12 protein-coding genes are annotated in these 13191 nt (G+C 51.4%); 3 read left to right on the top strand and 9 right to left on the bottom strand.

Going from position 1 to position 13191, the window contains the following annotated elements:
• Window positions 1-143: 143 nt before the first annotated feature.
• From AC3ZPD_RS15360 to AC3ZPD_RS15350, 3 genes are all read left to right on the top strand, one after another.
• A complete protein-coding gene (locus tag AC3ZPD_RS15360; protein WP_490985146.1) occupies window positions 144-263 on the top strand; it encodes a putative holin-like toxin in 120 nt (39 codons plus the stop codon).
• Between the two features lie 272 nt (window positions 264-535).
• A complete protein-coding gene (locus AC3ZPD_RS15355; RefSeq protein ID WP_490985145.1) occupies window positions 536-655 on the top strand; it encodes a putative holin-like toxin in 120 nt (39 codons plus the stop codon).
• A 277-nt stretch (window positions 656-932) separates the two neighbouring features.
• On the top strand, window positions 933-1046 hold the full coding sequence (locus AC3ZPD_RS15350; RefSeq protein ID WP_148466899.1) for a putative holin-like toxin: 114 nt from the start codon (window positions 933-935) through the stop codon (window positions 1044-1046).
• Between the two features lie 183 nt (window positions 1047-1229).
• On the opposite strand, the gene AC3ZPD_RS15345 is transcribed toward AC3ZPD_RS15350, so the two are convergent.
• The 9 genes from AC3ZPD_RS15345 to AC3ZPD_RS15305 all read right to left on the bottom strand — a co-directional run bounded on the left by AC3ZPD_RS15345 (window position 1230) and on the right by AC3ZPD_RS15305 (window position 13169).
• Window positions 1230-3257: a beta-galactosidase gene (locus AC3ZPD_RS15345; RefSeq protein WP_490985144.1), complete on the bottom strand. Its 2028-nt coding sequence runs from the start codon at window positions 3255-3257 to the stop codon at window positions 1230-1232.
• Between the two features lie 30 nt (window positions 3258-3287).
• Window positions 3288-4112 (bottom strand): carbohydrate ABC transporter permease, encoded by an 825-nt coding sequence (locus tag AC3ZPD_RS15340; RefSeq protein WP_490985143.1) that lies wholly within the window; start codon window positions 4110-4112, stop codon window positions 3288-3290.
• Complete coding sequence (locus AC3ZPD_RS15335) at window positions 4109-4990, bottom strand: carbohydrate ABC transporter permease (protein WP_490985142.1); 882 nt, start codon at window positions 4988-4990, stop codon at window positions 4109-4111. The genes AC3ZPD_RS15340 and AC3ZPD_RS15335 overlap by 4 nt, the downstream gene beginning before the upstream one ends.
• A gap of 120 nt (window positions 4991-5110) precedes the next feature.
• The gene (locus tag AC3ZPD_RS15330) at window positions 5111-6403 is read right to left on the bottom strand and encodes an ABC transporter substrate-binding protein (RefSeq protein ID WP_490985176.1); all 1293 of its coding nucleotides are present in this window, start codon (window positions 6401-6403) and stop codon (window positions 5111-5113) included.
• 162 nt (window positions 6404-6565) lie between these two features.
• Entirely contained in the window at window positions 6566-7624 is a 1059-nt protein-coding gene (locus AC3ZPD_RS15325) for a response regulator transcription factor (protein WP_490985141.1), read from the bottom strand.
• On the bottom strand, window positions 7621-9423 hold the full coding sequence (locus AC3ZPD_RS15320) for a sensor histidine kinase (RefSeq protein WP_490985175.1): 1803 nt from the start codon (window positions 9421-9423) through the stop codon (window positions 7621-7623). Before AC3ZPD_RS15320 ends, AC3ZPD_RS15325 begins: the two co-directional genes overlap by 4 nt.
• Before the next feature lie 156 nt (window positions 9424-9579).
• Window positions 9580-10245 carry a deoxynucleoside kinase gene (locus tag AC3ZPD_RS15315; RefSeq protein WP_490985140.1) on the bottom strand — a complete coding sequence of 222 codons (666 nt, stop codon included), beginning with the start codon at window positions 10243-10245 and terminating at the stop codon, window positions 9580-9582.
• On the bottom strand, window positions 10246-10866 hold the full coding sequence (locus AC3ZPD_RS15310; RefSeq protein WP_490985139.1) for a deoxynucleoside kinase: 621 nt from the start codon (window positions 10864-10866) through the stop codon (window positions 10246-10248).
• Window positions 10867-11123: 257 nt separating this feature from the next.
• Window positions 11124-13169 carry a stalk domain-containing protein gene (locus AC3ZPD_RS15305; protein WP_490985138.1) on the bottom strand — a complete coding sequence of 682 codons (2046 nt, stop codon included), beginning with the start codon at window positions 13167-13169 and terminating at the stop codon, window positions 11124-11126.
• Window positions 13170-13191: the final 22 nt, after the last annotated feature.

Here is a 13191-nt window from a genome sequence, read left to right as displayed (position 1 = left end):
CTGCACGGCAATAGTCTAACGGCAGAATAAAAGACTTAATCCTTCGGTCTGTAAGCTCGTTAGTCTTCCAGATTTTTGCTATAATCGAAGTGTACATGAACTGGCTTATAAGGACGGTCGGCTAGTCTCCCGGAAGGGAGGTGATGCCTGTGGCGATTAAGGATGCTCTGACGATCATGATCAGTTTCGGCGCGCTTATCATTGCACTGCTGATGCTGGTGGTAGCCATCGTCGTTGCCATTAATCAAAACACAAAGAAATAGACCGCCCTCAGCTAAAGGATGCGGTCTATTTCAAACCGTAACTTTTTCTACAGCCGACCGCTCTTTAAAGCGGCAAGTGTACGGGGAGTCGTGTTCCCGCACGGCTCCTCATTTATTGTTATCTTAGCATACTTGAAAATATACCTCAACCAAGGGAATTAGCCCAAAATACAACCGTTCCGCTCCTAAAATTTTACTATTCCTGCTATAATTAGGCCTGTACACAAAACTGGCTTATAAGGACGGTCGGCTAGTCTCCCGGAAGGGAGGTGATGCCTGTGGAGATTAAGGATGCTCTGACGATCATGATCAGTTTCGGCGCGCTTATTATAGCGCTGCTGACGCTGGTAGTTGCTATTGTCGTTGCCATTAATCAAAACACAAAGAAATAGACCGCCCTCAGGTAAGGACGCGGTCTATTTCAAATCGCTCTTAAACCTACAGCCGACCGCTCTTTAAAGCGGTAAGTGTACGGGGAGCCGTGTTCCAGCACGGCTCCTTATTTATTGTTATCTTAGCACACTTAAAAATATACCTCAACAAAATGAACTTGCCGGTTGGCAGTTTTTCCGATTCCCAAACGATTACTAGAATTGCTATAATTAAACATGTACATGAAACTGGCTTATAAGGACGGTCGGCTAGTCTCCCGGAAGGGAGGTGATGCCTGTGGCGATTAAGGATGCTCTGACGATCATGATCAGTTTCGGCGCGCTTATCATTGCGCTGCTGACGCTGGTAGTTGCTATTGTCGTTGCCATTAATCAAAACACAAAGAAATAGACCGCCCTGGACAAAGGAAGCGGTCTATTTCAGTCGCTTTTCGAAATCCTACAGCCGACCGCTCTTTAAAGCGGCAAGTGTACGGGGAGTCGTGTTACCGCACGGCTCCTTTATTTATTGTTATCTTAGCACACTTAAAATTATACCTCAACCAAAAGAGCTTGCATGTCGCACGCTCAACGTTCAGGTAGTTTCTTCAATAATAGCAAATCCCCAGCGGTCAATCTCCACGTGTTCACCCTGTCTTAAATCATGCCCGCCTATCAGTTCCCGTCCATCCGAATAAGGATAAGTAAACGACTGCGGCTGGTCCGAATAATTAAAATAGTAGCGTATCGTGCGGCCCAACGTATTGACACCGGACTTGACGATCAAAGGAAAAGCAAGCTGCTGATCGACTCCCCACACTCCCGCCGCCTTAGCCGTCCTTTCCAGCACTTTGCCCATGACAGCCGCACTGGTCAGGCAGCCGATATAGGTGGCCGTCCCCTGTCCAAAGCGGTTGGTCGTGATGGCCGCATACCGGCCCCAATGAGGGTGTTCATAGGAGGCTAGCACCTCCGCCGTTGTTGGCGTAAGCAGCTCCATCCAATTTTCCACGCGATTATGCTCCATGCCGACTCCAAACGGATCGCCTCGAAGAGTAACGAATTTGGGTTCTGCAAACATGCTATACGAAATGCCGCAGGCTTCTCCGATAATGCCCGGCTGAACGGCCGTCCGGACCTTTACGTGTTCGTCGGCAAATCCGCTTTTGAACGTATAAACGGCGTGTCCGCCTTTTCGCACATAATCATTCAGCTTGGTAAGCAGCTCGTCCGGAGCCGCATAAAGCGCCGGAGCTAAAACAAGCGCATAAGCTTCCAGACGGTTGTCCGGCGTTTGGCGGGAAGTATGGATGATATCACAGCCGATATTCATCCGGTACAACGCATCATACATCAAGCGGACGATGTCGTTATAGCTTTTGCTGCGCCCGGGCAGCGGAAACCAGTCCATGGCCGTCAGAGCTTCATTGCTGACCAGCAACGCGACCCGGTTGGTTTTGCTTAAATGGAGCAGATGCGGCGATAGTCTCGAGAAATCCCGGCCAATCCCCGCGGCTTCCTCATATACCGGGTTGGACGCGAAATCATGGCTGAGCAGCCCCTTCCAGTACGTTTCAAACGAATTATGGATAGAGTGCCAATGCCAATATTCCACCATATCGGCCCCGGAGGCCAGATGGCTGAACGCTTGAAGCCTCAGCTGTCCCGAATAGGGCAGCCAATGCGGAAAAGCCTGCGCCTGCGTTTCCAGCACCAGATAATTTGTGCCTTTCATCGAACGGGCCATGTCGCCCCCGAACGAAATTTCCGCGCCCGTGAGTTCATCCTGCGAAGGATGATAAATATCGACGCCTGCGATATCCAGGCACTCCGAAGCCGCAAAATGGTCCACATCCGGCTGCACGCCAAATGAATAACCCCGCCATTCAAAATCGAAGTTATGGGTCACAAATTGTTCCCGGCGTTTATATTCGTTCACGATCGAGACCTGCCAAGCGAGAAAATCAGCGACGAGCTTCCGCTGAAAACGCGAAAACTCCGCTCCCAGGCTGCCGTTGATCGTCCCGACCGGCGAAGGGAAGTCCTCCCAGCTGTTGATCCGGTTGCTCCAGTAATCCAGCCCCAAAGACGAGTTGAGCCTGTCGGTCGTTTTAAACCTTTCTTTCATGTCCTTCAAAAACAAAAGCTGCACATTTGGACCGGAGGTCTGGTAATGTTTCGTTTCGTTGTCCACCTGGTAGCCGATGACGGCAGGATGATCTTTTACATGACCGATCAGCCTGCGTATTATCCGTTCGGCGTAAAAGAGATAGGCGGGATGCGTAATGTCCATGATCTGCCGGGCCCCATAGCGCCCCGGACCCTGCGGCGTTTCCGCAAGGACGACGGGGTGTTCCTTGGCCAGCCACGTGGGAATCGCATAAGTTGGCGTACCCACAATGACGCCGATTTCTGCGGCGTGCATCGCCTTCAGAACCCGGTCCACCGTTGAAAAATCGAACACGCCGTTTTGCGGCTCATGCGTGCTCCAGGTCGACTCGGCGATTCTGACCGTGTTGATGCCTGCGGCCTTCATCATCCGGATATCCTCATCCAGCCTGTCATAAGGCAAATATTCCGCATAATACGCTGTCCCAAATAATAACTTGTGGACTTTGTTCATTGGTTTCCCCCTATATCCCCGGAACCGGGATCAACCCTTCACGGCTCCTTCCGTAATCCCCTGGATAATCCAGCGCTGGAAGACGGCAAAGAGCACCACGATCGGAATGGACGACAAAATCAAGGAAGCCAAAATCAGCGCCCACTCCCGGCTGTATTTGCCGAAAAACATGTTGATGGTTAAAACCAGCGTGTACTGGCGGAAATCGGTTAACAGCAGAATCGGCAGCAGGAAGTCGTTCCAGAGCCAAAGCAAGTTCAGCACGGCTATAGTGAAGGTAATGGGCAGCAGCAGCGGGAAAATGATTTTAAAAAACGCTCTCCACTCACCGCATCCGTCCATTTGTGCCGATTCATCCAGCTCCCGCGGAATTCCTTTGACAAAACCATGATACAGAAAAACTGCCATGTTGATGCCAAGCCCGGCGCAGACGACGCCAAGGCCAAACGGAGTACCCTGAAGTCCCAGGTTTTTGGCCATTTTGGTCAAGGTCACCATAATCGTCTGAAACGGAATCAGCATAGAAGCCACAAACAACATAAAAATCATATTGCTTAAGGCTCCCGGGGTCCGGGAAAGCTTGTAGCCGGCGAGCGAGCTGAACAGCACGATGCCTACGATGCCCGTTACCGTGACCACCACCGTATTCCAGCCGCTGCGCAGCATATTGGCCTTTTTGAAGGCTTCGGTATAATTGCTGAAGTGAAAGGTTTTGGGAAAACCGAGCACCGAACGATACATTTCTTGTTCCGTTTTAAACGAGTTGACCAGCGCCATGTAGATCGGAAACAAGAAATAGAGGGCCAGCAGCCCCAGCACGACCAGCGTCAACACGGAATACAGGCGTCTGCTCACGCTTCCACCTCCCGCCTTTTCATCACCGTAACCTGAATGAGCGTGATTACAAGGATGATGAGGAACAGGATGATCGCCTTCGCGCTGGCATAACCGTATCTGTAGTTGCCCTGATAGGCTTCTTCCAGAATGTTCATGGTGATGACCTGCGTCGCCCGGCCCGGCCCGCCGCCTGTCAAGGCATAAACCAGGTCGTATACCTTAAACGAGCTGTTCAGGGTCAGAAAAATACAAATCGTCAGCGCATGCGCGATAAGCGGCAACGTGATGTAACGAAGCATGTGGTACGGTTTGGCACCGTCGATGATCGCCGCTTCCTTCAAATGCTGGGGAATCCCCTGGATGGCCGACATGTAGATCAGCATCAGCGTTCCTACGCCGCCCCAAACGGATACCAGCATAATGCTCCAGAACGAAAGGTTCGGATTGCCGAGCCAGGATACGTCCAAAAACTTCAACGCCGCATAGTCGGACAGCGCCGGAAGCACTTTGGAAAACACAAACACCCACATAAAGGTGCTGATAATGATGCTCAGCATGTTCGGCATAAAAAACACCGTCCGGAAAAATCCTTTCGCTTTGCGCTGGGATTCAATCAGCAGCGCAAGCAGCAAAGCCAAAACATTTTGCAGAATAACGGCAAAAATTACGTATTTGGCGGTAAACAAAATGGCCGAGCGGAAATGGGTATCTTCGCGTATCGCTTCGATGAAATTTTTCAGGCCTACAAAACCATAGGTCTTGTTAAGGCCATCCCAGTTCGTGAAGCTGTAATACGAGCCCTGAAGCATCGGAATAACGAGAAAAATAACATAGAGGACAAAGGCAGGCAGCACAAATGAGATCAGCGAAACCGTCATTCTTGTTTGCCGCTTCATGTTTTCCACTCCCTTTCATTAAGCGGTAACCAGCAAATGGTGGAACGGAATGCCCGTGCCCCGCCGGCCGTCTGGCTTTGACGGCACCCGGCAGGGCAGAGCGGGATCGCTTTGCCGGCTTTATTTTCTCGCGGCGGCATTGGCGTCCTTCCATGTTTTATCCAAATCCTTGATGACCTCTTCCTTGCTCATTTGTTTGTTGTAATAAGACTGCAGCGCTTTTCCCGATTCGTCTTTGACCGCTTGCGGAATGGACGGGTCCTGGTAGGACTGTCCTTTATCCACGTAAGGCGTAGCATCCTCCACCCAAGGGTAAGGCTTAAAGGTATGGGTTTTGGAAACCGGATTAAACTTCAAGCTTTGATAAAAATCATTGGAAGCCTGATCGTCCAAAATATAGTTCAACAGATCCGCCGCTACCTCTTTATTTTTGCTGCCCGAAGCCAGCGCCAGTGCGGTGGATACGGAAACGTTGATCAATGTCGCCTTAGGGTCGTCGTTGATCGGCAGCGGAGCTACCCCGAAATCCATATCCGGATTTGCCTTCAAAATGCTGTCCGCATCCCAAGGGCCCTGAATCCACATGGCCGCCTTGCCGTTGGCAAAATCGGCCGCACCGTCATCATTGCCTATATCAAAAGCATGATCCGTACCGTTTGCATGGACCAGATCGATAATGCCGAACATATCGCCAATATCCGCAAAGCTGCCCTGATCGCTGTTCATTTTATCCAGAAAATCAGGATGGCTGGAGTTGGTCAGTCCTCCCACCGTGAGCGGAAGGAACAGCTGCGGAATCCAGCTTTCTTTATAGCTCAGCATAAACGGCGTAATTTTATTGTCATTCAGCTTCTGCACCACCGCCTTCATCTCCGTCAGCGTGGAAGGAGGCTGCAAACCAAGATCATTGAATATTTTTTTGTTATACAAAAATCCCCATTCCAGGCTTTCCATCGGCACGGCCAGCACTTTATTATCGATCGATACAAGCGAACGGATGCCGTCCAGCAGCTTGTCTGCAAAAGGCTGGTTCGTCAAATCTTCCACGTAACCGGCTTTGTAGAAGGAGGGCAAATCGTTACCCGCGTGCAGACTGAAAATATCGGGCATATCCCCGGTGGCCAAACGGGTCTTCAAAATTTGCGGCGCATTGTCGGCGCCGGGATATTCGGAGTTGAACGTAACCTCGATGTTTTTCTCCGCTTTTTCCTTTTCGGCAAATTGCTGAAAGTAGCTGTCGAACTGCTCGCGAAAACGATCCAGGCCGCCCAGGTAGATTTTCAGCTCTACTTTTTTAGGGGCACCCTTGTTATCCGAGGTTTCCGTATTTTTGCCATCCGTGCTTCCGGAAGTGTTTGCCGCTCCTCCCGCATGGTTTCCGCCCGAGGAACAAGCAACCATTGTAGTGAACATGATCAGAATCGTCACCCATACCAAAGCTTTTTTCATAGGCTGAACCTCCCTTTTAATGACAACGCTTACATTCGTTAATATACAGGATCTGTAAGTGATTCCACATTGGACTGGATTGGCGCTTTGGATTGGACAATATTGATATCCGGTTCTGATAGGTTTTTACAGTCTCAGGTTGGCGGGAGTACTTCCCGTTACCTTTTTGAATAGCCGGTAGAAATAGGTCAGATCCGAATAACCTACGGCTTCCGCCACACTTTTGATTGAAAGGTTAGGATCCTGCAGCAGCCGTACCGCCTCCTCTATCCGTTTCTTGATAATGTAGTCCATGACCGTGGAGCCGGTTTCCTGCTTAAACGTTCTGGACAGGTGCTCCTTGCTGACGAAAAACTGCTGCGCAACAGACTCCAAGGTGATCGGCTCGGCAAACGATCGCTCAATAAACTGACGGACGGCTTCGACATCCAGCCTGTTTTTGTTTTTTCTTTGCTGAATCAACTGCTCCAGCACGGCCGTATAGGACTCCGCCAGCATTTCAACCCACTGGCCCACCTCGGTTTGATCCGTCACGAAAAAGCTGTCGGCTCGCCCCGGCAGGAAGACGCTGATTTCAGCTTCCATTTTGGCTGCCTGTTCATTCAGCAGCTGCATAAACTGCTTGTACAAGGAGTTGCCGATCCCCGGCTCCAACGGTGCCTGCTCCTGCAAAAAGAGCGCAAGCTTCTTGAACCGTTCCTGAACCACGTCGGTATGAAGCTCCATAAACCCCTGCACGATTTGACGTTTGTATTCGCCCACGCCAAGCAGCAGCTCTTTGCGGAGCAGCCCGGCGGTGTACAGGCCTTGATTACTTTTCAGCTCCCGCACGGCTTTCTCCAACGCTTTGTTTAGATCTTCGGCACGGATAGGCTTCAGAATATATTCATCCACCCTGGAGGCGATCGCCTGTTTCGTATAAGCAAAGTCGTCGTAGCCGCTTACTACGATTTTCCGGATAAACGGATACTGCTCCGTCAGCGTCCGCAGCAGCTCCGCGCCGTCGAGGCAGCGCATTTTCATGTCCGTAATGACGATTTCCGGCTGGACTGCCTGGATGATACCCAGTCCTGCCAAACCGTCCTCCGCTTCTTCTATCTGATCTATGCCAAAACGGTCCCAGTCTGCCAGGTTTCTAATGCTGCTTCGGGTCCAAAATTCATCGTCGATGATGACAACTTTCATGGTTTTTCCTCCCCGCCTTCAAAGTGGTGTGCCGGAATGATCATTTGGACCATAGTCCCGGTCCCTTGTTCGCTTGAAACAAAAAGTCCATACTCATCTCCAAAATTGAGTTTGATCCGGGCATGCACGTTGCTCATGCCAAGCCCGCCTCCGCTTTGCAGTTCGTCGTCCGGTTCAAATTTCAGCTTTTGACGGATTTCGGAAAGGCGTCCCGGTCCGATGCCAACCCCGTTATCCTCAATGCTGATTTCAATTTCATCCAGCACTTTTCTGGCACGGAGCGTAATCGACCATATGCCCGATTGTCCTTCAAGTCCGTGAATAAAGCAGTTTTCCACGATCGGCTGCAGAGAGAATTTCGGGATCGGGCAGGCTAAACAGTCTTTTTCGATATCAAAATGAACCTGCAGCATGTCCCTGAACCTCAGCTTCTGAATATGCAAGTAATTCCCGACATGCTCCAGTTCATCGGACACGGCGACCAGATCGGCCTTCATTCGCACCGTATATCTGAACAGCTCGCTGATCGCCCGGACATGCTCATAAATTTCAGGAACGTTGCGGGAAAGGGCGATTCCCCCGATGGATTGCAGCGCGTTGTACAAAAAGTGAGGATTAATCTGCGCCTGCATCGCCTTCAACTGAGCCGTCCGTTTCTCGATCTTGCTTTTGTATTCGATCTGGATCAGCTCTTTGATTCGAATCAGCATGGAGTTAAAACGCCGCTCCAATGTACCGATCTCATCATTGCGGATTTTGCTGAGCCCCACATCGAAATTTTGTACCTCCATCGCTTTCATCGACCGGGTCAGCCTTATAATAGGCCGTGTCGTAAAATAAGCCGTTAATATGGAAAGGAAGATCGCAATGCCGCTGAACAGAACAGCCGTGTAAAAACTGAACTGCAGCGTGGAAGCCGCGCCGCTCGTCACGTAGCTGATCGGTATAAATTTGACGATCCAAAGGCGGCCGGACACCGCCGGCTGATAAAACAGGATCCCGTCTTTCAATTGGGTGTAGCCGGGGAACGAAGGATTAAAAAGGATTTTGGAGAGGAACAGCGGATTTGATGTGGACTGCGGATTGTAGGGATTAAACAAAATATTTCCGGTATTGTCGAGGATGAACACCTCGCTTCCCGCTTCGGAATGAACCATATCAAGCACGCTGGACATCATGCTCCACCTGACATCGAGCGACACACCGCCCAGCACAGCCCGGTTCTCAAAACGATTCATGCTGCGGGTGAGGGTAAACGTATGGTGTGAGCCGTTGCTAATCTTGTTGACGCTTTCAAAACGATCGCCCATTTCTCCCCAATCGATACCGGCCTGACGTAGCTCTGACGTTGTCCGGACCGCGTCCTTGTCTACAATAAACAAACGGCTGCGGGAATGGAGATACAAGGTGATTTGCGCGATGTTTTTGTTATTCGCCCCGTAAAGGGCCCTCAGCTTGTCCTTCACATAGCCGTCCGTCACATAAGCCTTGTCCGATTCCGTTCCGGAATCCTCCTTATCGGGAAACAGGTTTTGATCCAGCAGCAGCGAATATGAAACCGCTTGCAATTGATCGAATTTTTCATCAAAATATTTGGCCGCCCATTCCATTCTGGCTTCATTGGAACGAATGACCTCCGAACTTAATGTCTCACGCGTTGTTCTGGCGGCAAACACGGTGACGAGCGAAAGCGGAATGACCGCAATCGCCACCATCAGCAGCATCAGCCTGTATCTCAGGCTTGTCCGAAACGGCTGCAAAATAGCTTGGACGGTTTTTTGTACGGCCAGCAGAGCCATCACCTCATTCCTCACTTTATAGAGTTTTGGTGTAACTATATTACGTTGGCAGCAATATTGGTGTAAATAGGCATTAAAAAAAGCGGGAGGGCTCCCGCTTCTCATTCTCCGGTCCGCTGCCGGCCATTTTTTAAAGGCTTACTGCTAAGCACAGATTCAGACTTTCCCCCGCTCCGCTCTCGACCGCTGGATCATCGCGCTGACCTTGGCGATTACTTCATCCAAAGAAGCCGGATCGGTGGCATCGTAATCATCGATGTTCAAGCGCAGAACCGGACACGCGGTAAACTCGTTAATCCAGTTGGCGTATCTTTCATGCATATGCTCCCAATAGGAGACGTCCGTCTGGATCTCCATCTCGCGTCCGCGAAGCTTGATGCGCGTCAGGATGGACGGAAGCTCTCCTTCGAGATAGATCAGTACGTCCGGATGCGGAAAATACGGCGTCATCACCATTGCCTCGAACAGGCTGGTATACGTTTCGTAGTCCGTTTTGGACATCGTGCCTTGGTCGGCATGCATTTTCGCAAAAATCCCCGTATCCTCGTAAATCGAGCGGTCCTGCACATAACCGCCGCCCGCTTCGAAGATCGCTTTCTGCTCCTTAAAGCGCTCCGCCAGGAAATAGATTTGCAGGTGGAAGCTCCACCGCTCGAAGTCATGATAAAACTTTTCCAAATAGGGGTTGTGATCAACCTTTTCCATGGAGGTTTTGAAGCCGAGACGGTCCGCCAGTGCCTGCGTCAGCGTGGATTTGCCCACGCCTACCGTTCCCGCAACCGTGATCAGCGCGTCATCCGGAATGTTGTACAGCTTGTTCATTTATAAAAGCTCCTTTACTTGGGCAGCGATATGTTCAAAATGCTCGGGGTGTTCCACAAAATCCATTTCGTCCCCGTTAACCGTAATGATTCGGGTCTCAGGCTCCCGCTCGGCCAGCTCGGCAAATGCCGTTTCGTAATCTTCGATCAGCTGCTGCAAATAGGCAGGATCAATCGCCGTTTCAAACTCCCGGCCGCGCATCTGTATTCTCTTTTGCAGCGTATCCAGGCTGGCCCGAATATAAATGACGATGTTCGGCTTCGGCAAATCCTCGGTAAGCAGATGATAAATCTGCCGGTATTTGTCCAGCTTGACGCCCTTCAGCGTACGCTGGGCGAAAATCAGATTTTTATAGATATGATAATCGGAAATGACCGGCTGGTGCCGGGAGACGTACTGCAGTCCGGTGTCTTCCAACTGCTTGTACCGGTTGCACAAGAAAAACATTTCAAGTTGAAAACTCCATTCCTCGATGTTCTGATAGAACTTGTCCAGGAACGGATTTTCTTCCACGATCTCTTTGAGAAGCGGAATATCGAAGCGGTCAGAAAGCATCGTGGCCAGCGTGGTTTTACCGGCACCGATCGCTCCTTCTACCGCAATAAACGGGCATGGTTTCATCTCTTCGGGGTCCTCCTGCATCGCTTGCTAGTGGCGCTTAAATCGTTCGTTAATAAAAAAGACTAGAACATTGTATCACAAAGGCACAGGGATCGTTGATTAAAATCGTTGATTAAAAAGTGGGCTTAAACCTTTGCGTGGAAAAAGGAAACCCGGCTGACGTTCGCTCATCGGCCGGGTAACGTTTTACTGCTGCGATTGGCAGGTTCTGTTTGTCTTCCCCCATCCATAACTGTTCCTTATTCCGCAGCTGTTCCTCATTCGGTAAAAGCAAAAGACTTCTCTACCTTGCTCATCGCCGCTTTCTGTTCGTCCGTTGCATTGGCGTCGTTCAGCGCAAAGGTCATTTGATAGAATACGCCTTTGTGGCTGAAAGCCACAACCCGTTTAGTAACCGGAATACCGTCCTGCGTGCTATGGATCGTAAAAAGGGTTGCCGGAGCGCCGGAAAGCACGGCTTTGTCGGTGTTCACCGTCACGCCGCTGCCGCTGGAAGCCGCCGCCGCATAAGCGCTGGCCAAATCGCCCAGGAAAAGCTCCGGGTCATCCGTTTGCGTCATAGCCAGCTTGAAGCTGCCGCCCGGGAAGCTGTACTGGACATTGGATTGGTCGAACTGGTCATAATCTGGCGTCCAATAACGCGGAATCTGGATCGTAAAATCATTGGCTGAGGAGGATTTCACTATGGTTTTAGCCAGATCGTTTTCCTGGGTACGGTCATCCAGTTTGCCAAAATAACCTTCTATGTCTTCAAAAGGAATATCCAGGCTTTTTACAATCGCCTCAAAAACAACATCCTCCGAAGCAGCGGATCCCGGTGTTGTGCCCTCAGCGTCCTCAATCCCCTCGGCATTCTCGGCAGTTCCCGTCCGGGTCTTAACCGGGCTTTGATATTCCATCAGGAAACGGTAACCGCCCTCCACCAAAAACAACTGGTCAAGGGATTTCCAGCCATCCCCCGAGTTTACCTCGGCTTTCAGCACAGCGGCTTTCTCGCCGGATACTTCCGTTTCGGTTACTCCATCCATCCGCAGAGCCGACGGTACGTAAAGCTTGGCCAAACGCTGCTTCATTTGCTCCGTCCAGTCCTCTAGCGTTTGTCCCGCCGGATTGGAGGAAACGTTAAAATGAACGCGTCCGCCGTCCGTTCCGCTAAAATCGGTGCCTCCTGCAGCGGCCGTCCAGCCGGATGGCACATCCAGGGCAATGCCGTAAGCGTCGCTGTACAGTGTCTGTTCTCCCTCCGTCATGTGCGAAAGGTCGGTAAGACGCGGGTTGCCTGCATCAAAAGATGGGAGGAAGGAATTCAGCAGCCGGGCGTAGCTGTCAAAGTCTTGGTAAACATAGGCATCCGTCACAGTCAAATAGAGCAAATAAATCTTATGGTCCGAATAATAAGCCCGTACTTCGGCCAAATTCCCGTCCTCATCGCTGGTGATCATCCGGGCGTAAGACGCGGCGCTCCCGTCCACCAATTCCTCATGAAGAACCGTTTCCTGATTGGCCCCGGCTTCCTCCGCCAAATTGTCTAGCAAGGAATCATTATCCTGTTCGGGCTGATGATCCAGCACATGAATCTGCAGATAATAAGTTCCTCCGCCGTCGCTGAACACAGCCGTGCTTTCATCCTGGCTGGCCTGTTTGACCAAGTCGCCCGGGTTGTCGATGCTCCAGCCATAATAACTGTTGCCCACTTTGGCCGTTCCGGCTTCTTCCCCTTCTCCCGGGATTCCCCCGATGTCTCCGCTGAGCGCTTTGGAGAGCCGGACCACGACCTCACCGTTGGAGCCGGATACGGACGCGCCAAGACCTTCCGCCACAGGGCGGAGGGGAACCATCAATACGCCGCCGACCATGGCCGGCGAGGCCTTCATTTGGCTTTTTCCTTGATTCGTCCAGAGCACGGAGCTGCCGATCGTCAGCGTAACCTTTCTGCTGCCGAGGGTCAGATTCACGACGTCCCCATCCCCCAGCCCGCTTTGAGCGCCAAAAGAGCTGGTGAAAACGCCAAGCGGAACCATGGTGGTGCCGTTAGCTGTATAAGGCGTACGCAAAATCGTCTCCGAGGTCCCGTTTATGGTTACGCGGCGGCTGCCGACTTTAAGACGCAGCTCATTGACGGCGGATTCGGAGCCGCTTCCGTTCATCGAATCCGCCCCAGCGGATATTCCGGCAGCCGCCGCAGAAATGGCGGTGCTTCCCGCTTCCGCCGATGCGGCCAACGCCGACTGGGCGGCCGTTGGCGAAATTCCGGCAAGCAGCGCTGCTGCAAGCAGGATTGCCGTTTTATTTTTTCTGATCATGATCGTCCGACCTCTTCCTGTT

The organism is Paenibacillus mobilis (assembly GCF_058267595.1).
The sequence above is the reverse complement of the archived record's forward strand: the minus strand, read 5'-3'. Positions and strand labels throughout refer to the sequence as shown.